This window comes from Methylobacterium sp. AC832 (assembly GCF_979256025.1).
In genome coordinates, this window is sequence record NZ_CEEDMV010000002.1 from 630406 (window position 1) to 656289 (window position 25884).

The 25884-nt window shown below is 67.6% G+C and carries 25 protein-coding genes; 7 read left to right on the top strand and 18 right to left on the bottom strand.

All coding sequences use genetic code 11. The annotated features are described in order from the left end of the window. Positions 1 to 35: 35 nt before the first annotated feature. From AC0IXR_RS10115 to AC0IXR_RS10130, 4 genes are all read right to left on the bottom strand, one after another. Entirely contained in the window at positions 36 to 326 is a 291-nt protein-coding gene (locus AC0IXR_RS10115) for a DUF5076 domain-containing protein (protein WP_471760602.1), read from the bottom strand. A gap of 142 nt (positions 327 to 468) precedes the next feature. Continuing rightward, positions 469 to 1914 (bottom strand): pyruvate dehydrogenase complex E1 component subunit beta, encoded by a 1446-nt coding sequence (locus AC0IXR_RS10120; RefSeq protein WP_471760603.1) that lies wholly within the window; start codon positions 1912 to 1914, stop codon positions 469 to 471. A gap of 135 nt (positions 1915 to 2049) precedes the next feature. Further along, on the bottom strand, positions 2050 to 3135 hold the full coding sequence (gene pdhA / locus AC0IXR_RS10125; protein WP_311273969.1) for a pyruvate dehydrogenase (acetyl-transferring) E1 component subunit alpha: 1086 nt from the start codon (positions 3133 to 3135) through the stop codon (positions 2050 to 2052). Between the two features lie 122 nt (positions 3136 to 3257). Continuing rightward, on the bottom strand, positions 3258 to 3569 hold the full coding sequence (locus AC0IXR_RS10130; protein WP_056433401.1) for an FtsB family cell division protein: 312 nt from the start codon (positions 3567 to 3569) through the stop codon (positions 3258 to 3260). A gap of 69 nt (positions 3570 to 3638) precedes the next feature. Here AC0IXR_RS10130 and AC0IXR_RS10135 point away from each other — a divergent pair, with 69 nt between their 5' ends. Both AC0IXR_RS10135 and mntR read left to right on the top strand, forming a co-directional pair. Then, on the top strand, positions 3639 to 4574 hold the full coding sequence (locus AC0IXR_RS10135; protein ID WP_420604500.1) for a LysR family transcriptional regulator: 936 nt from the start codon (positions 3639 to 3641) through the stop codon (positions 4572 to 4574). Positions 4575 to 4638: 64 nt separating this feature from the next. Then, on the top strand, positions 4639 to 5091 hold the full coding sequence (mntR, locus tag AC0IXR_RS10140; RefSeq protein WP_056433737.1) for a manganese-binding transcriptional regulator MntR: 453 nt from the start codon (positions 4639 to 4641) through the stop codon (positions 5089 to 5091). A gap of 71 nt (positions 5092 to 5162) precedes the next feature. Here the strand turns inward: mntR and AC0IXR_RS10145 are convergent, their stop codons facing one another. The 4 genes from AC0IXR_RS10145 to AC0IXR_RS10160 all read right to left on the bottom strand — a co-directional run bounded on the left by AC0IXR_RS10145 (position 5163) and on the right by AC0IXR_RS10160 (position 9061). Beyond that, a complete protein-coding gene (locus tag AC0IXR_RS10145) occupies positions 5163 to 5777 on the bottom strand; it encodes a hypothetical protein (protein ID WP_471760604.1) in 615 nt (204 codons plus the stop codon). Positions 5778 to 5958: 181 nt separating this feature from the next. Continuing rightward, positions 5959 to 7257 carry a type III PLP-dependent enzyme gene (locus AC0IXR_RS10150; protein WP_471760605.1) on the bottom strand — a complete coding sequence of 433 codons (1299 nt, stop codon included), beginning with the start codon at positions 7255 to 7257 and terminating at the stop codon, positions 5959 to 5961. Further along, entirely contained in the window at positions 7250 to 8773 is a 1524-nt protein-coding gene (locus tag AC0IXR_RS10155) for an AMP-binding protein (protein WP_471760606.1), read from the bottom strand. Before AC0IXR_RS10155 ends, AC0IXR_RS10150 begins: the two co-directional genes overlap by 8 nt. Positions 8774 to 8776: 3 nt before the next feature. Next, positions 8777 to 9061, bottom strand: coding sequence for an acyl carrier protein (locus AC0IXR_RS10160; RefSeq protein ID WP_244477963.1), 285 nt, complete (start codon positions 9059 to 9061; stop codon positions 8777 to 8779). 310 nt (positions 9062 to 9371) lie between these two features. On the opposite strand from AC0IXR_RS10160, the gene aqpZ reads away from it, so the two are divergent. Continuing rightward, the gene (gene aqpZ / locus AC0IXR_RS10165) at positions 9372 to 10112 is read left to right on the top strand and encodes an aquaporin Z (protein ID WP_419952449.1); all 741 of its coding nucleotides are present in this window, start codon (positions 9372 to 9374) and stop codon (positions 10110 to 10112) included. A 169-nt stretch (positions 10113 to 10281) separates the two neighbouring features. On the opposite strand, the gene AC0IXR_RS10170 is transcribed toward aqpZ, so the two are convergent. The 3 genes from AC0IXR_RS10170 to AC0IXR_RS10180 are packed head-to-tail and all read right to left on the bottom strand — an operon-like array spanning position 10282 to position 16981. After that, a complete protein-coding gene (locus AC0IXR_RS10170) occupies positions 10282 to 11199 on the bottom strand; it encodes a transglutaminase family protein (RefSeq protein WP_471760607.1) in 918 nt (305 codons plus the stop codon). Further along, positions 11196 to 13715, bottom strand: a complete 2520-nt coding sequence (locus AC0IXR_RS10175; RefSeq protein ID WP_471760608.1) for a circularly permuted type 2 ATP-grasp protein — start codon at positions 13713 to 13715, stop codon at positions 11196 to 11198. Before AC0IXR_RS10175 ends, AC0IXR_RS10170 begins: the two co-directional genes overlap by 4 nt. Next, positions 13712 to 16981, bottom strand: coding sequence for a transglutaminase family protein (locus AC0IXR_RS10180; RefSeq protein WP_471760609.1), 3270 nt, complete (start codon positions 16979 to 16981; stop codon positions 13712 to 13714). The genes AC0IXR_RS10175 and AC0IXR_RS10180 overlap by 4 nt, the downstream gene beginning before the upstream one ends. Positions 16982 to 17353: 372 nt before the next feature. Here AC0IXR_RS10180 and AC0IXR_RS10185 point away from each other — a divergent pair, with 372 nt between their 5' ends. Next, positions 17354 to 18502 (top strand): zinc-binding metallopeptidase family protein, encoded by a 1149-nt coding sequence (locus AC0IXR_RS10185; protein ID WP_056433426.1) that lies wholly within the window; start codon positions 17354 to 17356, stop codon positions 18500 to 18502. A 33-nt stretch (positions 18503 to 18535) separates the two neighbouring features. On the opposite strand, the gene yciA is transcribed toward AC0IXR_RS10185, so the two are convergent. From yciA to AC0IXR_RS10215, 6 genes are all read right to left on the bottom strand, one after another. Next, the gene (gene yciA / locus AC0IXR_RS10190) at positions 18536 to 18940 is read right to left on the bottom strand and encodes an acyl-CoA thioester hydrolase YciA (RefSeq protein WP_056433429.1); all 405 of its coding nucleotides are present in this window, start codon (positions 18938 to 18940) and stop codon (positions 18536 to 18538) included. A 152-nt stretch (positions 18941 to 19092) separates the two neighbouring features. Then, positions 19093 to 19392 (bottom strand): hypothetical protein, encoded by a 300-nt coding sequence (locus AC0IXR_RS10195; protein WP_056433743.1) that lies wholly within the window; start codon positions 19390 to 19392, stop codon positions 19093 to 19095. 193 nt (positions 19393 to 19585) lie between these two features. Further along, positions 19586 to 19771 (bottom strand): YegP family protein, encoded by a 186-nt coding sequence (locus tag AC0IXR_RS10200; RefSeq protein WP_471760610.1) that lies wholly within the window; start codon positions 19769 to 19771, stop codon positions 19586 to 19588. A gap of 162 nt (positions 19772 to 19933) precedes the next feature. Further along, positions 19934 to 21448 carry a DEAD/DEAH box helicase gene (locus AC0IXR_RS10205; protein WP_471760611.1) on the bottom strand — a complete coding sequence of 505 codons (1515 nt, stop codon included), beginning with the start codon at positions 21446 to 21448 and terminating at the stop codon, positions 19934 to 19936. Positions 21449 to 21749: 301 nt separating this feature from the next. Next, the gene (locus AC0IXR_RS10210; RefSeq protein WP_461233951.1) at positions 21750 to 22103 is read right to left on the bottom strand and encodes a hypothetical protein; all 354 of its coding nucleotides are present in this window, start codon (positions 22101 to 22103) and stop codon (positions 21750 to 21752) included. Positions 22104 to 22105: 2 nt separating this feature from the next. Then, the gene (locus AC0IXR_RS10215; protein ID WP_207411420.1) at positions 22106 to 22348 is read right to left on the bottom strand and encodes a hypothetical protein; all 243 of its coding nucleotides are present in this window, start codon (positions 22346 to 22348) and stop codon (positions 22106 to 22108) included. A gap of 134 nt (positions 22349 to 22482) precedes the next feature. Here AC0IXR_RS10215 and sseA point away from each other — a divergent pair, with 134 nt between their 5' ends. Together sseA and AC0IXR_RS10225 are read left to right on the top strand one after the other, a co-directional pair. After that, entirely contained in the window at positions 22483 to 23331 is an 849-nt protein-coding gene (gene sseA, locus AC0IXR_RS10220) for a 3-mercaptopyruvate sulfurtransferase (protein WP_207411419.1), read from the top strand. Between the two features lie 25 nt (positions 23332 to 23356). Beyond that, positions 23357 to 24214 (top strand): urease accessory protein UreD, encoded by an 858-nt coding sequence (locus AC0IXR_RS10225; protein WP_471760612.1) that lies wholly within the window; start codon positions 23357 to 23359, stop codon positions 24212 to 24214. 9 nt (positions 24215 to 24223) lie between these two features. Here the strand turns inward: AC0IXR_RS10225 and nikR are convergent, their stop codons facing one another. After that, on the bottom strand, positions 24224 to 24742 hold the full coding sequence (gene nikR / locus AC0IXR_RS10230) for a nickel-responsive transcriptional regulator NikR (protein ID WP_471760613.1): 519 nt from the start codon (positions 24740 to 24742) through the stop codon (positions 24224 to 24226). Positions 24743 to 24846: 104 nt separating this feature from the next. Here nikR and AC0IXR_RS10235 point away from each other — a divergent pair, with 104 nt between their 5' ends. Next, the gene (locus AC0IXR_RS10235) at positions 24847 to 25863 is read left to right on the top strand and encodes an ABC transporter substrate-binding protein (protein WP_207411417.1); all 1017 of its coding nucleotides are present in this window, start codon (positions 24847 to 24849) and stop codon (positions 25861 to 25863) included. Positions 25864 to 25884 lie beyond the last annotated feature (21 nt).

The following is a 25884-nucleotide window of genomic DNA, read 5'->3' on the forward strand; positions in this document are numbered from 1 at the left end:
ATCCTGATCGTCAGCGGATGGGCGTGGCGGGGCGTTCAGTTGAGTGTGCCGCCGGGCGGCAGGTCGGGGTCGAAGCTCTCGGAATCGAGGCCGGCGCGGATGCGATCGAACGCCTCTTCCTCCGACATCTCGGTCTCAAGCGCGTAGACCCGGGCGGCCTGGCGCGCGAGGTCGATGAGAAGACGGCCCCAGGTATAGGGATCGTCGAATGAGCGACGCAGGGCCACGCTCACCGCGCCGTCCACCACGCTGGCACGCACCACCTCGATGCCACCATTGTTCAGGGCGTCGGGGGGAGCGGAGAGTTCCTGGAACTTGTCGGTCATGGTGCTGCTCTACTCTCCTCCCCCTTGTGGGGAGGAGTTTGAGGTGGGGGTGGTTGGGCGACCCTCGACGTGCGGAGGCTGGCGGAAGCACCCCCACCCTCGATCCCTCCCCACAAGGGGGAGGGAAGTTGGCGCGGTAGGCTCAGCGATAGCAGACCGCCTTCACCGCCTGGATCACTTCGGCCACGTTGGGCAAGGCGAGTTTCTCGAGATTGGCGGCGTAGGGCATCGGGACATCCTTGCCGGTGACCCGCAGGACCGGGGCGTCGAGGAAGTCGAAGGCATCGGCCATGAGACGGGCGATGATCTCGGCGCCGATGCCCGATTGCGGGAAGCCCTCCTCCACCGTGACGCAGCGGCCGGTCTTCTTCACCGATTCCACGATCGTGTCGGTATCCATCGGGCGGAGCGTACGCAGGTCGATGACCTCCGCGTCGATGCCCTCCTCGGCCAGGGCCTGCGCCGCCTTCAGCGCATAGGTCATGCCGATGGAGAAGGAGACGATGGTCACGTCCTTGCCGGTGCGGTGGATGCGCGCCTTGCCGATGGGAAGCACGAAATCGTCGAGCTTCGGCACCGGGAAGCTCTGGCCGTAGAGGATTTCGTTCTCGAGGAAGATCACCGGGTTCGGGTCGCGGATCGCGGCCTTGAGCAGGCCCTTGGCGTCGGAGGCCGTATAGGGCGCGATCACCTTGAGGCCGGGCACGTTGGAGTACCAGGCGGAGTAATCGTGGCTGTGCTGGGCGCCGACGCGGGCGGCGGCACCGTTGGGGCCACGGAACACGATGGGACAGCCGAGCTGGCCGCCGGACATGTAGAGGGTCTTGGCCGCCGAGTTGATGATGTGGTCGATCGCCTGCATGGCGAAGTTGAAGGTCATGAACTCGACGATGGGCCGCAGGCCGGTGAAGGCGGCACCGGCCGCGATGCCGGCGAAGCCGTGCTCGGTGATCGGCGTATCGACCACCCGGCGGGCGCCGAATTCCTGCAGCAGGCCCTGGGTCACCTTGTAGGCGCCCTGGTACTCGGCGACTTCCTCACCCATCACGAAGACCGAATCCTCGCGGCGCATCTCCTCGGCCATGGCGTCGCGGAGCGACTCGCGCACGGTCATGGTGACCATTTCGGTGCCGGCCGGGAATTCCTCCATCACCGGCGCGGGGGCCTTGTTGGTGATGACGGCCGGGGCGGCGGGAGCGTTCGGCTTGTCGTCGCCCGATTTCGCCGTGGCGGCCGGCGCAGAGGCCTGGCCTTCGGCCTGCATGGTCGGCGTCGGTGCCGATTGTGCCGGGGCCGAAGCCTCCGGCTTCGAACCGCCGCCCGCCGCCGCTGCGGCTACGTCCTCGCCTTCACCGGCGATGATGGCGATCGGCGTGTTCACCTTCACGCCCTCGGTGCCTTCCTCGATGAGGATCTTGGCGAGGACGCCTTCGTCGATTGCCTCGACTTCCATCGTCGCCTTGTCGGTCTCGATCTCGGCGAGGACATCGCCGGATTTGACCGGGTCGCCCTCCTTCTTGAGCCACTTGGCGAGCTTGCCTTCCTCCATCGTCGGAGACAGCGCGGGCATCAGGATGTCGGTCGCCATGAGGTTTTTTATCCGTAGGTTGGCGGGCGGCCTTCTGGAGAGGAAGCAGCGGCTTCTCGGTCCCTCGCTGCGGCTCTCCCCCGTGCCGTCATGGCAGGGGGATGCCCCGGCTCGGGGAGCGTCGCGAGGCCTGTCTTAGGCGCGGGCTTCCAGCAGGATGTCGGTCCAGAGCTCGGACGGATCCGGCTCGGGATCGTGCGTGGCGAACTCGGCCGCGTCGTTGACGGTCTCGCGGACCTTGGCGTCCGTGGCCTTGAGATCGGCTTCCGGCACCCCGTGCATCTCGATCAGGCGCTTGCGCACCATCTCGATCGGGTCGTGCTCGTCGCGCATCTTGGAGACTTCGTCCTTGGTCCGGTACTTGGCCGGATCGGACATCGAGTGGCCACGATAGCGGTAGGTCTGCATCTCGAGGATGTAGGGTCCCTGGCCGGAGCGGGCATGCTCCACCGCCCGGCTCGCCGCCTCACGGACGGTGCGGACGTCCATGCCGTCGACCTGCTCGCCGGGGATGCCGAAGGAGATGCCGCGCCTGGAGAAATCGGTCTGCGCCGAGGCGCGTGCCACCGACGTGCCCATGGCATAGCGGTTGTTTTCAATCACGTAGACCACGGGCAGCTTCCAGAGCTGGGCCATGTTGAAGCTCTCGTAGACCTGGCCCTGGTTGGCGGCGCCGTCGCCCATATAGGTCAGGCTGACTTTGCCGTTCTTCCTGTAGGCGTCGGCGAAACCGAGGCCGGTTCCGAGGGAGACCTGGGCGCCGACGATGCCGTGGCCACCGAAGAACTGCTTCTCTTTGGAGAACATGTGCATCGAGCCGCCCTTGCCGCGGGAATACCCGCCGCGGCGGCCGGTCAGCTCGGCCATCACGCCCTTCGGGTCCATGCCGCAGGCGAGCATGTGGCCGTGGTCGCGGTATCCGGTGATGGTCTGGTCGCCTTCGACCGAGGCCATCTGCATGCCGATCACGACGGCTTCCTGGCCGATATAGAGGTGGCAGAACCCACCGATCAGGCCCATGCCGTAGAGCTGGCCCGCCTTTTCCTCGAAGCGCCGGATCAGCAGCATTTCGTGATAGGCGTGGAGGTCTTCTTCACGCGTGAATTGTGGTGTGTTCGGCGCGGGGGCGTGCTCCGGAGCGTTGCCGGCCCCCGTACCCAACTGAGCCGAACCCTTGGCCGAATCGGCTTTCGCCTGCCCCGCTTCGTTGGCGGCATCCATCGGCTTTCCTCCCGTGAACGGCTATTCTGAACCGTTTCTAGGACAGGGTTTTCCGGAAAGCGAGGCCGTCCAGTCGACAGATCGTCGGAGTTGTCAGGCGGAATGCGACGGGACAAACACGATCATGGGTTGATGATGACGACATCGTTCGCGTGGACGCGCCCCAGCACGATGCGGGCACGTTCCTCGAGGAGATCGCGGTCGATCTGGTCGCTGCGCAGGAGGGCCACCCGGTGTTCCCAGATCGCCCGGTCCGCCTTGGCGGCCGTGAGCTCCTGCTTCAACCCATAGGCCTGGATCTTGAGCGCGCGCTTGGCCTCCAAGCCGCGATTGCCGCTCTCGGCCTGATGAACGAAATATCCGACCACGAGCGCGGACACGGCGTAGAGGCCGAGCGGCATGAGAACGGAACGGACGCGACGACGAACCACCATGTTTCGAGCATCGCGTCACAGGGTTAAGGATGTGTTTCCAATGTGGCCTCCTTTCGCCGGGTTTGCCCGATGATGCGTTTCGACCTCGTCGATCTCGGCCTGTTTCGCCACGTGGCCGAGGCGGGGTCGATCACGCATGGGGCGGCCCGGGCGAACCTGGCGCTCGCCGCCGCGTCGAGCCGGATCCGGGCGATGGAGGTTTCCCTCGGGGCGGCACTCCTCAGCAGGAGCCGCCAGGGCGTCGTCCTGACGCCGGCCGGGCGGGCACTCCTCGCCCATGCCCGTTCCCTGCTGGAGGGGATCGACCGGATGCAGGGCGATCTCGCCGCCTATGCCGGCGGCGCGATCGGCCAGATCAAGGTTCTGTCGAACACCCACGCGCTGACCGAGTTCCTGCCGGAAGCCCTGAGCGCCTACCTCGCTCTCCATACCGGCGTCAGCGTCGATATCGTCGAGCGGACCTCGGACGAGATCGTCGGTCTCGTGGCGGAGGGAGCCGCCGATCTCGGCATCGTCTCCGGCACGGTGGATACCGGCACCCTGGAGACCCATCCGTTCCGCCAGGACAGGTTCGTGGCGGTGCTGCCCTCCGGCCATCCGCTGGGGGAGCGGGACGGCGTGCTGTTCGCCGATGTGCTGGATTACGACCTTGTCGGCCTCGATCGGGCGAGCGCCATCACCCGCTTCCTCGCCGACAAGGCCATGCGCACCGGGCGCCCGCTCATGCGGCTGCGTGTCCAGCTGCGCGGCTTCGATGCGGTGTGCCGGCTGGTGGAATGCGGCGTCGGGCTCGGGATCGTCCCCGAAACCACCGCCCGGCGCGCCGCGCGCTCGATGGGCCTCGATATCGTGCCGCTCCTCGACCCATGGGCGGCGCGCGACCTCACCATCTGCCTGCGATCCCTCGAAGCGCTACCGGTTTTCGCCCGGGAATTCGTCGCTCATCTGCGCGCAGGGGCGTCACGGCCCGGTTTAGGGCTCCCCTCGGGGGCCGGCCTTGGCTAAACACGGCTCGGGAACGGAATGGTCCGTGTCCGTGACACCGATGAAGCAAGGGGTGCCCGGCATCATGCAGGATTCGTCGCGATCCATGCCCGACGCCCCTCTGGTCGATCCGGACGTCCATGTGGAGAGCTTCCGGCAGGCACGCGAGGCGCGCCGCCTCGAACTCGTCGAAGATTACGTGGAGTTGATCGCCGATCTCATCGGTGATGGCGGCGAGGCGCGGCAGGTCGATATCGCCGCACGCCTCGGCGTCGCCCAGCCCACCGTCGCCAAGATGCTGAAACGCCTGGCCGAGGACGGCCTCGTCCAGCAGCGCCCCTATCGCGGCGTGTTCCTCACCGAGAGCGGGCGCATGCTCGCGGTCCAGAGCCGCGAGCGCCATCGGATCGTCGAGCATTTTCTCTGTGCCCTCGGCGTCAGCGCCGAGACCGCGCGGCGCGATGCCGAAGGAATCGAGCATCACGTGAGCGCCGAGACGCTGGAGGCTTTCCGCGACTTCACGGAGCGCAAGGCCTGAAGGGGTCGAAGCTCAAAGGGCTGGCACGTCACGGAGAGGTGCCGGCCTTCGCCCCGTGGTCGAACGGAACGCTACGGTTTTCGCGCGAAGACATGGCGCGTCGAGCGGCTCGACGGCAGGACCGAGGTCGTTTCCCCTTCGCGCAAAGGCCGGGCGCTCCCGCCGATCTCGCGCCACCCGCCCCAGCTGGGTCCGGTCGCGGTCTCCTTGGATGCCTGGATGATGCCGTCCGAGACGGAAAGATGCCCGGTTGCGACGCCCCGTATCATTTCGGGCGCGTATTGCCGGGCCGCGATCCCGAACAGCGAGATCCCTTTGCTGCCTGGCGCCAGCAGGGTGCCGAGCGCGCCCTCAGGTGGTTCGCCGGCGAGGCGCATGACGCTGGTGTTGGAATCGAGGACGGCCGCTGCCGCTTCGATGTCGCCCTTTGCCAGGAGCCGGCCGGCGCGGGTGATGCGCACCTCGTAGCCGTATCCATCCCGGTCGCGATACAGGCGGGTCAGGCCGAGTTGCAGGGATTCGCAGATCATCAGCACGTGGTCGCGGGCGTATTCGTCGCTCGTCATGACCGTGGGGAAATCGCTCCTTCCCGTGTGCGTGCTGGCGGCGATGTGCTCGAGGAATTCGAGCTTGGTGGATTTCCGCCTGATCGTGCCGCCGCCTTTCAACCGGGCTACCTCCCGCACCGCATTCGAACGTCATCGGGGCGACGAGCGCCCCACACAGCTCCCGAAGTCGGATGCCCCACGACGAGCCTCCGACCGTCACGTAGCTTTCGCGAGGGGACGTTAAGGCTGTGAGGGTTTCCGTTCTCTTGCCAAACCCCCTCAGTCTGAAACGATCTCATCCGTACGGAGGACGGGAGCGTCAGTCCGTCCTCAGTGCTCCGCCGATCTCCCGTGCCGCGCCGCCATCCACGAGGAGCTCCACCGGGCGCGGGTGGCTGAGAAAGCCCGTGGGGCTCGCCGTCAGGCCGTAGGCGCCCGATTGCAGCACGGCGATGAGGTCTCCTGCCGCGAGGTCCGGCAGCGCTGTGGCGCGGGCGAGCATGTCTAGGGGCGTGCAGAGCGGGCCGACGACGGCGCAGGGCGAGCGTGGCCCGCCCCGGTCCACCACGACGGCGACAGGATAATCGCGCTTGACCACCTGTCCGAGATTGCCGGAGGCGGCGAGATGGTGGTGCATGCCCCCATCGGTGATGACGAAGCGGCTGCCCCGCGAGACTTTCACCGCTCGCACTCGCGCCACGTAGAGCCCGGCCGGCCCGGCGAGGAACCGTCCGGGTTCGAGCATGATCCGCGCCTCCCTGAGCCGAGGATCTGACTTCACACGGGCGATCAGCGCTGGAATGCCGTCCCGGATGGCGGCGAGGTCCAGCTGCGTGTCGGTGGAGAAATAGGGGATGCCGAGGCCGCCACCGAGGTCGATCGTGTCCAGCGGGCGCGCGATCCGGTCCGCGACTCGCGCCGCCAGCGACAATCCATAGGCCCATTGGGACAGGAGCGTCGCGGCGACGAGCCCTTGCGTCCCGGCAAAGAGGTGGATGCCGGACAGGTGCAGGCGCGGCTCGGCCTCCACCGCATCGACGATCGCATCCAGTTCCTCTTCGTCGAAGCCGAAGGGCGAGGGTTTGCCGCCCATCCGCATGGCGCCCCCCTGCGCGTCGGGCCCCGGATTGATCCGGATCGCCACGCGCTGAACGACGCCGTGGCGCCCGGCGGCCTCGGCCACGCGCCGCATCTCCTCGCTGTTCTCCAGATGGATCTCGCCGATCCCACCGGCGACGGTGGCCTCGATGTCGAAATCGCTCTTACCCGGCCCGGCGAACAGGATGTGTCGAGGTTCGACGCCGGCCGCCCAGGACGCGGCGAATTCCGCGCCGGAGGCGATCTCGGCCCCCGCTCCCTCGTCGCGGAAAACCCGGATCACCTCGGGTGCCGGATTGGCCTTCACCGAATAATCGACGACGGCGAAGCCCGAGACCGCATCGGCGAGGTCGCGATAGGCCCGTCTCAGAAGGTCGGCATCGTAGACGAAGAGTGGCGTGCCGTGAGCCTCGGCGAGGTCGCGCAGGTCGAGCCCGCCCACCCGGAGCACACCGTCAGACCGGGGGAAATGTGCCGCCACGAGGCGATCCGCGAGGCTATCGCCGGCCGTGTCAGACATAGCTCGTCCGTTCCGCCACGAGGCGCTTGTAATCGACCTTACCGTTCGGCGTCGTCGGCAGGGCCGGGACGCTCTCGACGGCACGCGGGACCATGTGCGGGGGAAGGCTCCGCCGCACGTCCTGCAGCACCTCGGCTTGGGCAGGGCCGCCCTCCGTCGGCACCGCCACCGCATGGATGCGTTGACCGAGCGCGGCATCCGGCAGGCCGATGACCGCCACGGCCCGGAAGGCCCCGGTTTCCATCAGCGCCTCCTCGACTTCGGTGGGGCTGACGCGGAACCCGGCGCTCTTGATCATCGCGTCCTCGCGGCCGAGGAAGCGAAAGTAACCGTCCTCATCTTCCACGACGAGGTCGCCCGAGCGGCAGACGAGGGTTCCGTCCTCCGGAAAGCGCGGGTCAGGCACGAGCACCCTGGCGGTGTCCTCGGGCCGGTTCCAGTAGCCGAGGGACACGGTGGGCCCGCGATGGTGCAGGATGCCCGGCTCTTGGGGCCGGCTCCGCTCTCCCTCCGCCGTCACCGCAAAGATCTCGGTCTCGGGGATGGCGCGGCCCATGGAGCCCGGCCGGATCTCCAATTCCTCCGGGGGAAGGAAGGTGGAGCGGAAAGCCTCGGTGAGGCCGTACATGAGTACGATCCCGGTCTGCGGCAGCGCCTTGCGCAGCCTCGAAACCGTCTCCAGCGGCACCGCTCCGCCGGAATTGGTGATCAACCGCAGGCTCGAAAGATCGGCCTTTCCCAGTCTCGGTGCCGCGCGGGTCAGCAGGGTCCAGAGGGTGGGGACGCCGGCGAGCACGGTGATCCGATGCCGTTCCAGCGCACCCACCACCTCGTCTCCGAAGCGGAATTCCAGCAGGACGAGGCACGCGCCCTGCTCGACGCTCGTGAGCAGCTGGTTGAGGCCGTAATCGAACGAGAACGGCAGCACGGAGAGGATGCGGTCGTCCGCCGTGATCGCCAGGTAAGTGCGCACGATCCGGGTGCCGGCCAGGAGATTGGCATGGCTGAGCATCACGCCCTTCGGCAGACCGGTGGAGCCGGACGTGTAGAGGATCGCGGCGAGGCCGGGCGGCGGCGATGTCACGGATTCCGGTTGCAGCCGGACGATGATCGGGAATTCGGGAACCCCTCCCTCCCCCGTTGAGGGTGGAACGTTCGAGGGGGGCAGATCGAGGGCCGAGAGCAAGGTCGCGTCGGTGATGAGGAGCCGCGCACCGCAATCGGCTAGGATATGCGCCACCTGACGCGGGCGCAGGCTCGGATGGATCGGCACGAACACCGCCCCGATCCGGCTGATGGCGAAGATCGCCGTACATTCGGCAAAGGATTTCGGAAGCAGGATCGCGATGCGGTCGCCGGGCTCCGCGCCCTGGCTCCTCAAACGTACTGCGAGATCATCCACCCCGGCCCGCATCCCGCCATAGCTCAGCCGTTCGGTGCCGGCGACGAGGGCGGTCCGCTCGGGCGCAAATGCCGATCCGTCGAGGAGGTCGTGCAGCAGTGCGGGCGCCGACATATCCTAACGCTGTGCCTCAGCCCGCTTGGCGTCGACGAAGGCGGCCAGCGCGTCGATGCTTTCGAAATGCGTGAGTTCGAACGCGTCGTCCTCGATCTCGAAGCCGAACCGGTCGCCGAGCTCCATCATCAGATCGAGCACGCCGATGGAATCGAGGGCATCGCTGGTGACGAGGGACGTCTCGCCCGTGATGGCCCCTGGCGCGAGGCCGGGGTTGCGGCCAACGATGAAGGCGAAAATCGCCTCTCGCGCGGCGGCATGGGTGTCGACCACATTTGTCTCGACCACGTTCCAGCCTCCCCATCGGTCATTCCGCCGACCGTCGCCGCCCATAGCGAGGTCGACAGGGCAAGTCCATGAGTCACACGGACGTGCTCCGAGCCGGCAAGTCATCCAGCATACGAGAGGAATGGGGCCGCGCCGGGTTTCCGGATACGGAGGCGAGACAACACCGGGTTATGGTCTCGGTAGCACGGAATTGGTGATTGCGAAGTTTCTGGATGAAAACTAGTCTATCCGTGCGAATATTGATTATCGGGTCGATTCTTCGGTCCTGAATACCGGATTGTCGCCCCTTTGCATTTGGGCGGAGATTGTCATGACGCATGATACGATCCGGCGAGCGACCGCTGAGTTTTTTGGAACATTCTGGCTGACATTCGGTGGCTGCGGCGCAGCCGTCTTTTCCGCGGCCTATCCCGAATTGGGGATCGGATTTCTCGGGGTGGCCTTCGCCTTCGGTCTCACGGTCCTGACGATGGCCTACGCCGTGGGCCATATCTCGGGTGGCCATTTCAATCCCGCCGTCACCGTCGGCCTATGGTCCGCCGGGCGTTGCGCCGACCATCATGTGATTCCCTACATCGTCGCGCAGATCGTCGGGGCCGTGTTCGGTGCCGGCGTGCTCTACCTCATCGCCTCCGGCAAGGCCGGATGGATGCCTAACGGCTTCGCCTCGAACGGCTACGGCGACCTGAGTCCAGGGAAGTATGGATTGCTCTCCTGCTTCCTCGTGGAGGTTCTCGCGACCTTCTTCTTCCTGTTCATCATCATCGGGACGACATCGAAGGGCGCCGCCACCGGATTTGCCGGTATTCCCATCGGCTTTGCCCTGGTGCTGATCCACCTCATCTCGATCCCGATCACCAACACCTCCGTCAATCCTGCGCGTAGCACCGGTCCGGCCCTGTTCGCGGGGGCCGAGGCGATGGGCCAGCTCTGGCTGTTCTGGCTGGCACCGGTGCTCGGTGCCGTGATGGCCGGGGCAATGGCGCGCTGGCTCTACGAGCCGGACACGATCATCGAGACGACGATCGTCGAGAAGCGGACTCCGGCGTAGGAATCGACGGAACCCATTCCGTCTCGCGACCTCATCCTGAGGGACCGACGAGGCCTCCATGACGCGCGGCGTTCCCTGGAGGCCTCGACGCTCGGCGTTCCCCGGCGGCCTCCGTCGAGGCGCTCGCTTCGCTGCCGCACCTGGGGATCGCGCGGGACGACGCTCGAAATCAGGCCGTTTCGGTTTCCGGCTCGCCCGCCGATTCCGGCATCGCTTCGCCGTCCGGGATCACATCCACCTCGACCTTGAGCTTCTGCGGGCCGGAAGAGGACACGATGCCGTCGATGGGCGAGACGTCTGTGTAGTCGCGGCCCCGCGCCACCACGATGTGGTCGTCGCAGGCGCCGATATTGTTGGTGGGATCGAGGCCGATCCAGCCATCCCCGCACCAGACCGAGACCCAGGCATGGCTGGCATCGGCGCCGCGCAGGCGCGGCCGTCCGGCGGGAGGGATCGTGCGGATGTAGCCGCTGACATAGGCCGCCGGCAGGCCGAGCCCGCGCAGGCCGGCGATCATGATATGCGCGAAATCCTGGCACACCCCCGCCTTGAGGGCGAAAGCCTTGGCGAGGGGCGTGTGAACCGTTGTGGCCTTCGCGTCGAATTTGAAGTCGGCACGCATGCGCCGCATCAGGTCGACGGCTCCGCCATATGCGCTACGACCGGGTGTGAAACTCGCCCGCGCATAGTCGGTCACGTCCGGGTCGAGGGGAGCCCTGACGCTCGGGAACACGAAATGCACGGGGGCGTCGGGCGCCATCGACCGACCGGAAATCGCCGTGTCGCGCACCGATTCCCATGCCATGCCGGATTCGGGCGGCGGCAGCGGCGGACGCTCCACCTTGACCCGCGACAGGGCTTCGACCCGCAACTCGTTATGCGGCGTGTCGATCAGGAAGGTCACCACGTCGAGGCCGAAATAGTCGCGCCGTACCGTGCGGGTTTGCGGAGCCGGCGAAATGGTCAACTCACTGGACAGCACGCTCTGCCCCTCCCCGTCCCGCGGCTGAAGCCGCAGGGAGCAGCGGGCGTAACGGACGGGCTTGCCGTAGCGGTAGGTGGTGAGGTGGCGCAGCGTATAGATCACGCGAGCCCCACGAGCTTCTCCGGACGCATGGCGTGCGGGCCGTTGGGGAAGTAGCGGGTGACGATCGCGTCGGCGAGGCCCTCGAAGGCGTTCTCCAGGCGGGTCAGGGCGGCGCCGTCGAGTTCCGATGCTTCGCCGGTGGTGAATTCGGCGGCCAGCTTGAGAGCGAGGCGCTGGTGCGTCTCCGGTAGGCCGTCGACGCGCAACACCGGCAGGTCGGCGAGATGCCGGCAGATCGCTTCCACCTGGAACGCGACGGAGCGCGGGTTGAACGGGTCGAGAAGCACCATGTCGCGTACCGGGTCGATCGCCACGCCCTGCATGTAGCGCGCGCCGAACGAGACGTGCGAGTCGCACAGGGACAGCATGACCCCGAGATCCTCGGCCGTCGCCTCGTCCCCTGCGAAACTGGCGGCGAAGGAGCAGGTGTTGATCGCCCGCTCGATCCGGCGTCCGAGATCGACGAAGTGCCAGCCGGCGGTCCGGTTCATGTTCTCCTGAGCGAGACCGGCCAGGGCGGCGATGTGGCTGAGGGCACGCTCCGCCAGGCCGAGGAGCTCGGCTTCGGCCAGTTCCTTCGCCTCGTCGAGTTCCAAGAGATCCTTCAGGTCGGCGAGCACGCGCCATGCCTCGCTGGAGAGCCTTTCGCGCAGGGAGGCCGCGTTGTGGCGCGCGGACACGCTGTGCGAGAGGGCCGAGCCGTAAGTCTGGCGTCCGCTCAGGGCTTCCTGCGCGAGCTTGGCCGTCGGCAGGTCGGGCGCTTCGATGGCGCCCCATTCGTCGAGCAGGGCGCGGATCCGCAGGGCCGTCGGCGCCGTCTCGTCGCCCGCCATGTCGGCGATCACCGCGTTCCCGACGCTGCCGAGATGGGCGATGACGAGGCGGATCACCGCCTCTGCCCGCTCGACGTAGCGGCCGAACCAGAACAGGTTGTCGGCCGCGCGAGACGGCAGGTGCCCGGCGATGCGGCGGACCCTGGGCGCGCCCGGATGCATCAGCGAGACCGGTTCGACCGGACGGTCGGAGAGGACCCAGACATCCGCCGATTTGATCCCGGCCCGCATCTCGATCGGGTTCACGTCGGGCCGCTCCGAGATGCGGCAGAAGCCGCCCGGCATCACGCGCCAACCGTCCGGCGTCGCCGCCGCGAAGACCCGCAGGACGAAGGGACGGGGCACGAGGCGCATCCCGTCCTCTCGACGCTCCCAGCCCGGCATGGTCGAAAGCGGAGCCTGTTCCTGGGCGATGTAGTCGAAGGGCCTGTCGCGTAGGGCCGCCACCACGCGCTCGCGCTCGGCGACGATCGCGTGCGGTCCGAGGATGGCGTCGCGACCCATCCCCTTGGTCGGCGTCGCCACCGGCCGGAGGTTGAGGTGTTCGAGGTTGTCGCGGACATGGGCGAGCGCGTCGGGATCGCCGCACCACCAGCTCTTCAGCCCTTCGAGGTGGAGATCGGTGCCGAGGAAGTAGCGGGCGATGCGCGGCAGGTAGGCGCCGAGCGCACCCGATTCGAGGATGCCGGACCCCGGCATGTTGCCGACGACGAGACTGCCGTTGCGCAGAGCCTCCAGCACTCCGGAGATGCCGAGGCGCGAGGCCGGGTTCAGTTCGAGCGGGTCGATATAGTCGGAATCGATGCGCCGCCACAGCACGTCGGTGCGTTTCAGCCCGGAGACGGTGCGCACGTGGAGCGCGCCGTCCTGCATCACGAGGTCGTCACCCTCCACCAGCAGCAGGCCGAGATAGCGCGCGAGCGCCGCCTGCTCGACATAGGTGGAGCTCAACGGCCCGGAGGTGAGGAGGCCGATACGCGGGTCGCTCCGCTGCGCGCCCATGACCAGCCCGTCGCGAAACGCCTGGAAGAACGGGGCGAGGCGCTCGACATGGAGGTCGGCATAGAGGTCCGGGAAGGCGCGGGTGAGCACCATCCGGTTCTCCAGCGCGTAGCCGGGACCGGAGGGAGCCTGCGTCCTGTCGGCGAGGACACGCCAGCGCCCATCCGGCCCCCGGCCGATATCGGCGGCGTAGAGCTTGAGCCAGCGCCCGCCGGGCGGCTTCACCCCTGAGAGCGGTCGCAGAAATTCCGGGCTGCCGGCTACGAGGGCCGCCGGCAGCACGCCCTCCGACACCATCCGGCCGGGGCCGTAGATGTCGGAGATGATGGTTTCCATCAGCTCCGCGCGTTGGACGATGCCAGCGCTGAGGGCGCGCCATTCGGCGCTCTCGATCACGAGAGGGAGGGAACTCAGCGGCCAGGCATGCTCGCGCTGGTCGCCGTATATCCGGTAGGAGATCCCGGTATCGCGGATATGCCGCTCCGCCGAGGCGAAGCGGGTGGTGATCTCGGTTCCGCTCAGGGTCCCGAGCCGGTCGAGCAGGCGGGGCCAGGCACCGAGATGCGCGCCTCCCGCCCCCACGAACTCGTCCGGGATACCGGGCCGAGGCTGGTAGTCCGAGGTCCAGCGCGCAAGACGCTTCGCCCGTCCTCCGGCTTGCGCCTCGGCCATATTCGTCATCTGGGCGCAGGTGTCCTGAGGTCGAGCGTGAGCGGGAACTCGCGGCTGATCTCCTCGACCGGCATCTCGACCTTGCCGGGCGTGTGGCCATGGGCCTGGAAGCGCGCGAGACGCCGACCCTCGGCCTCGTAGGTGTTCACCGGGAAGGTCTCGTAGTTGCGGCCGCCGGGATGGCTGACATGGTAGCGGCAGCCGCCGAGCGAGCGTCCGCTCCACGCATCGAGGATGTCGATGGTGAGGGGCGAATGCGCGGGGATCGTCGGATGCATCGAGGAGGCCGGCTGCCACGCCTTGAAGCGCAGGCCCGCCACCGCTTCGCCCACCGTGCCGGTGCTCGTCATCGGAAGGCGCCGGCCGTTGCAGCTGATGATGTGGCGGCCGGGCACGAAGCCCTCGACCTTGACCTGCAGACGCTCCACCGAGCTGTCCACGTACCGCACCGTTCCACCGATCGCCCCCTCTTCGCCCAGCACGTGCCAGGGCTCCAATGCCTGCCGCAATTCCAGCTTGACGCCGCCCTGCTCCACCGTCCCGAAGACCGGGAAGCGGAACTCGTACTGCGCCTGGAACGCCGCCGGATCGAAGTCGTAGCCGGCTTGGCGGAGGTCTTCCAGCACGCCGAGGAAGTCCGTCCAGAGGAAGTGGGGCAGCATGAAGCGATCGTGCAGGCCCGTGCCCCAACGGACACAGCCGCCTTCCTGCGGTTCGCGCCAGGCCCAGGCGACGATGGCCCGCAGCAGGAGTTGCTGGGCCAGACTCATGCGCGGGTCCGGCGGCATCTCGAAGGAGCGGAACTCCAAGAGGCCGAGGCGGCCGGTGGGGCCGTCCGGCGAGTAGAGTTTGTCGATGCAGATCTCGGAGCGGTGGGTGTTGCCGGTGACGTCCACGAGGATGTTGCGGAAGATCCGGTCCACGAGCCAGCGCGGGATGTTGGGCTCGTCGGGTTTGGGCACCTGCGCCAGGGCGATCTCGAGCTCGTAGAGCCCGTCGTGCCGGGCCTCGTCCATGCGCGGCGCCTGGCTCGTCGGGCCGATATAGAGGCCGGCGAACAGGTAGGAGAGCGAGGGGTGGCGCTGCCAGTAGAGCACAAGGCTCTTCAGCAGGTCCGGCCGGCGCAGGAACGGCGAATCCGCCGGGGTGGCGCCGCCCAGCACCACGTGGTTGCCGCCGCCGGTGCCGGTATGGCGGCCGTCGGTCATGAATTTCTGCGCGCCGAGGCGGATCTGGCGGGCATCCTCGTAGAGCTCGCTCGTGATGGTGACGGCCTCGCGCCACGAGGTGGCGGGGTGGACGTTCACCTCGATGACGCCCGGATCGGGCGTGACCTTGATGACGTTGAGGCGCGGATCGAACGGCGGCTCGTAGCCCTCGATATGCAGGGGCTGCTTCAGCTCGGCGGCGATGGCCTCGAGATGGCCGATGAGTTCGAGATACTCGTCCACCCGCTGCAGCGGCGGCATGAACACCCGCAGCACCCCGTCCCGCGGCTCGACCGCGAGCGCCGTGCGCACGGCGACGCCGGTGACGCCCGATCCGTTCTCGGTCTTCGTGCCGGGATGACCTTCGGGGAGCGCGCCCCGCTCCTCCAGCGGATCCTGCGGCTGATAATAGGGGTAATGCTCCGGCGGCACGAAGGGCAGCGAGCTCAGGGGCAGCCGATATCCGACCGGCGAGTCACCCGGTGTCAGGAAGGCGTGGGTACGGCGGAACTCCCAGGGCTCAGAAATCCAGCGACGGTCGTCGGGATCGTCCTTACCCATGGGCAGGCTCGCCAGGGGAAGAGCATAGCCGGCGGCCTCGCCGAGGCCGCGCTCGAACACCCGCGCGATACGGGCATTGGTCTCCGGGTTCGGAAACTTGGCGTCGGAGGTGGTGACGTTGATCGGCAGCTCCTCCCGCTTCTCCTCCCAATAGATCGGGTCTTCGAACGCGGGGAACACGTAGGTTTCGAGGCCGAGGCGCTTGGCGACGCCGTCGATCAGCGCCTTCGCCTTGCTGGAGGTGGCGTCACGCGGGCCGTCCTCCTTGGCGACGAGGTCCGGATTGCTCCAGATCGGCTTGCCGTCCCGGCGCCAGTACAGGGCGAAGGCCCAGCGCGGCAGGCTCTCACCCGGATACCATTTGCCCTGGCCGTAATGCAGCATGCCGCCCGGTCCGAAGCGGGTGCGCAGGCGCCGGATCAGCTTGTCGGCGAGGCCGCGCTTGGTCGGCCCCACGGCGGCGGCGTTCCACTCGGCCGATTCGAAATCGTCGATGGAGACGAAGGTCGGCTCGCCGCCCATGGTCAGGCGCACGTCCTGCTCGGCGAGATCGACGTCGATCCGCTCGCCCAGCGCATCCATCTTGGCCCAGACCTCCTCGGAGAAGGGCTTCGTGATGCGCGGGGCTTCCGCCACGCGAGTCACCGTCATCTCGAAGCCGAACTCCACCTCGGCGGGTTCGGCGAGGCCGGAAATCGGCGCGGCGGATTGATAATGCGGGGTGGCGGCAAGGGGGATATGCCCCTCGCCGCAGAGGAGGCCCGACGTGGCGTCGAGGCCGATCCAGCCGGCACCCGGCAGGTAGACCTCGGCCCAGGCATGGAGATCGGTGAAGTCCGTGCTGGTGCCCGCCGGCCCGTCGACGGCGGTCGTGTCGGGAACGAGCTGGATCAGGTAGCCGGAGACGAAGCGCGCGGCGAGGCCGATGCGACGCAGCACCTGGACCAGGAGCCACGCGGAATCGCGGCAGGAGCCGCTCTTGAGCGTCAGCGTCTCGGACGGTGTCTGGACACCGGGCTCCATGCGGACGCCGTAGGTGATCTCGGAGGCGATCATGGCGTTGAGGGCCACGAGGAAGAGCACGGTGTTGGGTTGTTCGGGCAGCCGCTCGAGCAGGGCGTCGATCTCGGGGCCCACCGCGTCGTCGGTGACGAGATAAGGCTTCAGCTCCGCCGTGAGGTCGCTCTCGTAAGCGAAGGGGCGGGTCTGGGCGTAATCCTCGACGAAGAAATCGAACGGGTTGATGACCGCCATCTCGGCGGTCAAATCGACCTCGATCTTCAATTCGGTGGTCCGCTCGGGGAAGACCAGACGGGCGAGCCAGTTCCCGTTCGGGTCCTGCTGCCAGTTGATGAAGTGGTTCTCCGGCAGGATCTTGAGGGAATAGGCCGGCACGGTCGAGCGCGTATGCGGCGCGGGGCGCAGGCGGATCACCTGCGGTCCGAGCTGGATCGGCCGATCGTACTTGTAGTGAGTGACGTGGTGCAGAGCGGCTTTAATGGACACGGGGACTCCCGCTGGTTCGGACGTGAGACCGGGCGCGCGGCGGACGCGCGGCGGTGGCGGGAAACCGGAGCGCATCACCGAAGCGCCCCACGGTTGTCATCGGCGTTTTGAGGCCGAATGACCATAGGCTGTGATCGCCGCCGACGGCAGTCGAAATCGGTGCTAGTCTACAGCGGCGTTGCCCTACCGGGCGATGGGAGGTGACGACGTTCATCACGTGAGCAGATTGGCCCTGGCAGTTCAGACAGACGGCATGGCGACGCTGCCCGCCGTCGAGCAGAAAGCAAATTCCGTGCATCGTGACGCGGGGCTTCGCCGCGAAGCGTTCCCTCACGCATATGCCGGCGCCCATAGTGCGGGCCCGGCCGGCCCATGAAGATCTTTCAGTGCCAGGCTTGCAACCAGCCGGCGAGTTTCGAGAGTACGGAATGCGAGAGCTGTCAGCGGCGGCTCGGCTATGTCTGCGGCACCCACGAGATTTCCGCCCTGGAGCCCTCCGGGACGGTCTGGCACGCCTATGCCGATCCAGGCCGGAAGTACCGCTTCTGTGCAAATGCCGAGTTCAGCGCCTGCAATTGGCTGCTGCCCGATGACAGTCCAGACCGGTACTGTACTTGCTGTCGGCACAACAGGGTGGTGCCGGACCTGGCCCTTGCCTGGAATCTGACGCGCTGGCGCCAGATCGAGGCCGCCAAGCACCGGTTGTTCTACTCGCTGCTTCGCCTCGACCTGCCCCTGATGACACGGGACGAGAACCCCGCCACCGGTCTGGCCTTCGACTTCCTCGTCGACCCCGCCGAGAGTTACAGCGTCGGCCCTCCCGTGCTCACCGGGCATCGCAGCGGCCTCATCACCCTGAATATCGCCGAGGCGGACGATGTCGAGCGCGAACGGCGCAGGATGCTGTTCGGGGAGTATTACCGCACGCTCCTCGGCCATTTCCGCCACGAGATCGGGCATTATTTCTGGAACGTCCTGATCCGCTACGATCAGAGCATCTGGTCGTTCCGTGACCTGTTCGGCGACGAGCGTGCCAGCTACGGCATGGCCCTGCAGCGTTACTACGCCCAAGGCGCGCCGGCGGACTGGCAGGAATCCTACGTCAGCGCCTATGCCACCAGCCACCCATGGGAGGATTTCGCCGAGACCTGGGCGCATTACCTCCACATCGTCGACACGGTGGAGACGGCGAGCACGTTCGAACTGCACGTGCGGCCTCGCCTGCGCAACGGCGCGCCGGACCCCGTCGTGATCGATTTCGATCCGTATCAGTCGCCAGACCTCGATCGCCTGATCTCGGCCTGGTTGCCGCTGACCTATGCGGTGAATTCCTTGAGCCGCAGCATGGGGCAGCCGGCGCTCTATCCCTTCAAGCTGACACCGGCCGTCATCGCCAAGCTCGCCTTCATCCACGACCGGATCGAAACCGTTCGCTCGGTCACCGGCGATCATCTCGATTCGGATATTCTGAAGGCGGTGATCACCGGCCTGCGCCAGCGCGTGGCACCGCCGAACGTCTGAGCCGCGAGCCGAATCCTAGGGCCGGTTCAGGGCTCACATTCCCTGTTCCGGCTCCGGTTTGGGAAGCCGACGCGGGCGCCCGTCATCGTCGATGGCGACGAAGGTGAAGGTCGCCTCGGTGACCTTCTCGCGCAGCTTGGTGCGGAAGCGGCGCGCCCAGGCTTCGACCTGGATCTTCATGGACGTGCGCCCGACACTCTCCACCCGCGTGTAGACGCAGAGCACATCGCCCACCCGTACCGGACGAATGAAGGTCATCGCGTCGACCGCCACCGTGACCACGCGGCCTTGGGCCTGGTCGACGCCGGCAATCCCGCCGGCCTGGTCCATCTGCGACATCACCCAGCCGCCGAAGATGTCGCCATTGGCGTTGGTGTCGGCCGGCATGGCGATGGTGCGCACCGTGAGGTCGCCGCGCGGGTCGCTGGTCTCGCCCATTCCGGTCTCCACCCATCCTCGTTGCGACGCCTTCGTTCGTCCGAGACGTCGCTTGGCCTCCTGCATCGGCCGACAAGGGGCATCAGGTCAAGAAAAAGCCCGGCCGTCCCTAATGGGACGACCGGGCCTCGAAACCGACCGGTGTGACCGACTTAGTAGTAGAAGCGACGCGGGCCGTAGAACCGGCGCGGACCGTAAAACGGGCGGCGGTAGAACGGACGCGGCGCGAAGTACGGCCGACGGTAATACGGACGGGCGTAGTAAGGACGACCGTAGAACGGGCGACGGTAATACGGCCGGCGATAGTAGTACTGCGCCTTCTCGGCGACGGCCGGTGCGGCCTCGCTCTGAAGGGCCGAGACCGGGCCGATGGGCGCGGCCGAGGCGCCCTGGGGGGCCAGGGCGGCGAAGCCCAGGGCCAGCAAGGCGGCCAGAAGGAGTTTTCTCAACACGTTCATGACTCCTCGAGTGATCGAACGACGGTGATGATACGACGGCATGCGAAGGAATGCATGCTTGGCCGTCAGCCGAACGCACAGAATCGACAAACCGTTTCATGCCCTCCGTCGGCAAGCTTAACGGCAGCCTTCCCGGGAACGGCCTTCGCGGGCGGGGTCTCCGCGTCGGTGACTTCGCGTGGACGGGTCAGGCGATCTTCAACGTCATGTCGACGATGCTGGCATCGGTCGAACCCTTCACGAGGGTGATGCCATGCTCGCAATCTTCCCTGCGGGCATAGCCCTCGGCCGAATCGGCGATGACGTTCCCGTTCGTGACTCGGAGGCGCCAGCGCCAGTCGCCACTCGAATCCCGGTACAGTTCGAAACGCATGCCCATGCCTCCCTCGCGGAGATGCCCGCCAGAGGCTGAGATGGCGCGGGATCGTCCGTAAGCAATATCCGTCCCGGCCTTGGGCTCAAACGAAAACGCCGCCCCGGACGGTCCGGGGCGGCGTCGTGTCGAGCGAACTCGACCGTCTGGGATCGATTCGGATCAGGAACGCGGGAAGCGGTCGAGCCAGCCGATGGCGCGACCTTCGCCGGCGGCATTGCCGCCGCCGCTGCCGCTTCCGCTGCGCGGGCGTTCACCCTGGCGCGGAGCGCGGGTGTCGCCGCGCTGGTCGGGACGTGGGCCACGGCCCTGCCCTTCCGCCGGACGATCGCCGCGGCCTTCCTGCGGACGGCCGGAACGGGCCGGACCGCCGGGCTGGCCGCCACGGCTCTCGCCGCCGCGACCGCCGCCGGGACGACCGCCGAAGCCGGGGCGTCCGCCGCCGGGACGCTGACCCTGGCGCTGGCCGGGACGCTGTCCCTGGGGCGCCGGACGACGCTCCTCGGCCTGCGCGGCCTCGGCCGCTTCCTGGCGGGTCGGCGGGTTGAAGCCCTCGGGGAAGGCGCCGACGGGGATCTTCTGGCGCGTGGTGCGCTCGATATCCCGCAGGTAGGCCTTCTCCTCGTCGTTGCAGAACGAGATGGCGAGCCCGTTCGCACCGGCGCGCGCGGTGCGGCCAATGCGGTGGACGTAGCTCTCGGGCACGTTGGGGAGGTCGTAGTTGATGACGTGGCTCACGGCCTCGACGTCGATGCCGCGGGCGGCGATGTCGGTGGCCACCAGGACGCGGCACGACCCGTCCTTGAACGCCGCGAGAGCACGCTCGCGCTGCGGCTGGGACTTGTTGCCGTGAATGGCCGAGGCGTTGATCCCGACCTTCTCCAGGCCGCGCACGACCCGGTCTGCGCCGTGCTTGGTGCGGGTGAAGACCAGGACGCGTTCGATGGCGGGGTCGCGCAGGATGTGGTTCAGCAGGGCCTGCTTCGCGCCGGTATGGGCGAAGATGACCTCCTGCGTCACACGCTCGGCCGTCGTCGCCACAGGAGTCACGGCCACCTGGACCGGGTCACGCAGGTACTGGTCGGCGAGACCGGCGATGTTCTTCGGCATGGTCGCCGAGAAGAACAGGCTCTGGCGCTCCTTCGGCAGCATCTTCACGATGCGCTTGAGGGCGTGGATGAAGCCGAGGTCGAGCATCTGGTCGGCCTCGTCGAGGACGAGGATCTCGACGGCTTCGAGGGTCAGCGAGCGACGCTCGATGAGATCCATGAGGCGGCCCGGCGTGGCGACGAGGATGTCGACGCCGTTGGCGAGCGCCTTCTCCTGGCGGGAGATGGTGACGCCGCCGAACACCACGGTGTTGGTGAAGGACAGGTGCTTGCCGTAATCCGAGAAGCTCTCGGCGATCTGGTTGGCGAGTTCGCGGGTGGGCGAGAGCACCAGCACGCGGCAGCCGCGGCGGATGGCCTTGCGCGGGTTCTGGGCGAGGCGGTGCAGGATCGGCAGCGCGAAGGCCGCAGTCTTGCCGGTGCCGGTCTGGGCGATGCCGCAGAGGTCGCGGCCTTCCATGGCGGGGCGCAGGGCCTGAGCCTGGATCGGGGTCGGAGTCTTGTAGCCGGCCTCATCCAGGGCGCGCAGCACGGGCTGAGCGAGGCCGAAATCGGTAAATTGGGTCAAGGGTAGACTTTCAGGCAGCGGGACCGGCCGGACGCCATCGGATAGGATGGCCGTCTTATCGAAGGGACTGGTCCGTTGAGCTGGAGGTCGCCCGCGTGATGGGGCGATCCGGGTGCATGCACGTTTGAAGAGAGGGGCTCAGGTCGCTTGGGTCGCGCTGACGCGCAATCGGCGATCCGTCACGCAGCCCTCTCAAGCGAACCTGTCACGGCCGCTGACGCTGCAACTGCGATATGCGCTTTCGCGCCTGCGAAGTCAATCTCGGCCTTGAGCCATACGCTGAGCGCCTGGACGTGTGGCCTTACCAGCCGAAACGCGCCATCTGGGCGAGCTTGGCCTGGACCGCTTTCTCGTCCCGGCCGAGGGAGGCGAGGGTCTGGGACAGGCCGTAGCAGGTGCCGCAGAACGGGAGCTGGACGAGGGGAATCGTCTCGGCCCGGAACCGGGACACGGAGCCGATCAGGCAGGCGATGACCGCCTCGTCTTCCGGGCCGCCGACGCAATCTCCGCGTGGGCTGCCGAACAGGGCACGATTCGGCCAGGCCAGGGCGATGGTGGTGCCGCCGCGCCGGTCCGGTGCGGGCGGCAGCGTGTAGCTCCGTACGAACAGCCCCGCGAACAGAAGCATCAGAACGAGGCCCGCGAGGACGCGCATGGTCAGGCGGTCTCGTCGAAACGCGTGCGGTGGAAGACCTCTGTCCCCGCCCCGTCGATGACCCGTACCGCCTCGGCCGGTCCGCCCGAGCGCTGGGGTGCCCGTGCCCGTGCGAACAGCAGGAGCGCGCGCTCCGTGGCGCTCTCGGGCCCGCTCGCGCGGATCGACAGGCGCTGGCGCACGCGATCCTCTCCCTCGTCCTCGGAGCCGAGAATCTCGATGTGGAACGTCTCGCGGGGACTCACGATTCTGTCCGCTCCGGAAGGGGTTCGTGGCTGCGGCTCGTCATGCGGTGAGCTTTCGCCTCAACGCACCGACTGTGCAAGCCGGGGGCGGATGTGGTTGAGTGGCGCTGACCCTCATCACGGACCGAGAAAACATGACGCCTTCGCACTTCGTCACGACCGACTGGCTCAAGGAGCGTCTCGGCGCGCCGGGCATCATCGTGCTGGATGCGTCATGGTATCTCCCCGCCCAAGGCAGGAACGCCGAGGCCGAGTACCAGGCCGCGCACATACCCGGCGCGATCCGCTTCGATATCGATGCCATGAGTGACGAGACGTCGCCGCTGCCGCACATGCTGCCTCGCCCGGAGGTCTTCGCCTCGCGCATGCGCGAACTCGGCATCGGCGACGGCATGCACATCATCGTCTATGACGGGATGGGTCTGTTCTCCGCCCCCCGGGTCTGGTGGATGCTGCGCACCTTCGGCGTGCGCGACGTCCAGATCCTGGAAGGCGGTTTCCCGGCCTGGCTCGCCTCCGGCGGCAAGACCGAGGATGGCGACGGCCCCCGGCGCGACCGGCGCCATTTCTCGGCGCGACTGGACCATGGCGCCGTGGCCGATGCCGGCGATGTCGCTCGTGCCCTGGAGCGCGGTTCGGCGCAGGTCGTGGATGCCCGTTCCGCCCCGCGCTTCCGTGGCGAGGAGGCCGAGCCACGCCCCGGCGTACGTCCCGGCCACATGCCGGGCGCCCGCAACGTCCATTATTCCGCGCTCCAGGCGGACGGCCGGCTGAAGGACGCCGATTCCCTGCGCGCGGTCTTCGCCGAGGCCGGGGTCGATCCGGCAAAGCCGGTCATCACCACCTGCGGTTCAGGCGTCACGGCGGCCATCGTCGCGCTCGCCCTGGAGACGCTGGGCCACCCGCCCCGTGCGCTGTACGATGGGTCCTGGTCCGAATGGGGCGTCGATCCCGCGCGTCCGGTCGCGACAGGGCCGGCCTGAGGGTTCCGCGCGGGACCCCCTCCCCGTGGCCGACCTCCCGAGCCTCGACACCGTCCCACACGCTATTGTTCCGGTGCGCCAGCGCTCGGAGGGGCGCGTCGCCGTGCGCGTCGTCCGCCACGGGGCGGGCACGCATATCGCCGATCTCTCGGAGGCCGGGCCGTTGCGCCTGCGCTTGCCGCGCCATGGCGAGGGTATCTGTGAGGCGGTGCTGCTCAACACGGCGGGCGGCATCGCCTGCGGCGACAGTTTCCGGGTCGAGGCGACGGTCGATGCCGGTGCGCATCTCGTGCTCACGACGACGGCCGCCGAGAAGATCTATAAGTCCGACGGTCTCTCGAGCCGCGTGACGACGACCGCGACCCTGGCCGAGGGCGCGGGTCTCGACTGGCTGCCGCAGGAGACGATCCTGTTCGACCGCGCGCGGCTGGAGCGACGGTTCGAAGTGAACCTTGCGCCCGATGCCCGGCTGCTCGCTTTCGAGGCGGTGGTCTTCGGGCGAACGGCGCGCCACGAGCGCATGGAAACGGGCCTGTTCCATGACGCGTGGCGCATCCGCCGCGCTGGGCGTCTGACCTACGCGGATTCCGTCGCCTTCGACGGGCCGATCACCGCCCTTCTGGAGCGGACGGCCTTCGGCGGCGGTGCCCGCGCCATGGCGACTCTGCTCGACGTTTCGGCAGACGCGGAATCCCGCCTTGAGCGATTTCGCGCCCATCACGACAGTCTGGGACCGACGGGGGTGGATGTGGCGGCCAGTGCCTGGAACGGGCACCTCGTTGCCCGTTTCTTGAGCGCCGACCCCGATGCCCTGCGGGCGACGGCCGCCCGTATCCTGGTGGACTACCGCGGCGCGCCGATGCCCCGGGTCTGGCAGAGCTGAGGCCCCTCGTCAGGGGGCCTTCTCTCCCTGGAACGGATGGATCGGCGGAATCAGCGCCGCCGCGAGTTCCAGCCGCCCGGAGATGACGCCGCGCTCGGTGATCATCGTGTCGGCGATGGTCTGGAGCGTCGCGGCCGGCCCCTGCACCAGCACCACTTCCAGGGTCTGGTTGTTCATCAGATGGACGTGGAGAGAGGAAATGACCTCGGCGATGTAGCGCCGCTGCAGATCGGCCAAACGCTGCTGCACGCCGGGCGCGAGATGGTCGTAAAATAGTGTGATCGTGCCCACCATCACCCGGTCGCCGACCTTGTGGCGGTGCTCCACGAGCGAGCGGTGGAGGATCGTCGCCACGGCCTGTGAGCGGCTGGCGAAGCCACGCTCCCCCACCATGGTATCGAGCTCGCAGAGCAGATCCTCGGAAAGCGACAGGCTGATCCGGCTCACCGGCTTGCGTCGGCCACCAACTCCCTCCTCCGGGCTCGCGCCGTCGTCGGGGGTCGCTTCCGTCGCTTCGCTACCCGCCATGGCGCCTTCCTCCTGCATACCGGACTCGTCCTGGCACGTGTTTTGTATGGCAATCAGCCGATCGGTATTACGATTTCAAGCGATCGTACTACGCGGTTCGGAGAATGCAGATGCACCTTTCCACGATCCTGACCGCCGGGCGCAAGGCCGTCACGGGCTGCGCCCTTGCCCTGGGCCTCCTCACGGCCTCCGCCTCCATCCCCGTGGCGCATGCCGCCGAGCCCCTGCGCATCGGCTACAGCGACTGGCCCGGCTGGGTCGCCTGGCAGGTCGCCATCGAGAAGGGCTGGCTGAAGGAGGCCGGGGTCGACGCGAAGTTCGAGTGGTTCGACTACTCGGCCTCCATGGACGCGTTCTCCGCCGGCAAGCTCGACGCCGTCACCTGCACCAACGGCGATGCCCTGGTGATGGGCGGTAACGGCGCCAAGAACGTCATGATCATGCTCACGGATTACTCCAACGGCAACGACATGATCGTGGGCAAGCCGGGCGTGAAGGCACTGGCCGACCTCAAGGGCAAGAAGGTCGGCCTCGAAGTCGGCCTCGTGGAACATCTCCTCCTCATCAACGGCCTGACCAAGCTCGGCCTCAAGGAGACGGACGTCACCCTGGTCAACGCCAAGACCAACGAGACCCCGCAGGTGCTCGCCTCCGGCGACGTCTCGGCCATCGGCGCGTGGCAGCCCGTCGCCGGACAGGCGATGAAGGGCGCGGCCGGCGCCAAGCCGCTTTACACCTCCGCCGACGAGCCGGGCCTGATCTACGACGTGGTCACCGTCTCGCCGGCCAGCCTGTCGGGCCGTCGGGCCGAGTGGATCAAGTTCGTCGGCGTCTGGAACAAGGTCGTCGCCTATATTCAGGATCCGAAGACGCAGGGCGATGCGGTGGCGATCATGGCGGCCAAGGTCGGCATCGACGCGCCCACCTTCACCCGCTTCCTCAAGGGCACCAAGCTCCTCACCCTGGCCGAGGGCGCCAAGGTGATGAAGGATGCCGACGGGTTCGGCTCCCTCTACGGCTCGAGCCGCTACGCCGACGCCTTCAACGTCAAGTACGAGGTCTACAAGACCGCCCAGGACGTGAAGAGCTACATCGACCCCGCGCTGACCGACGGCAAATGAGCGCGGAGATGCGCCAGGGCG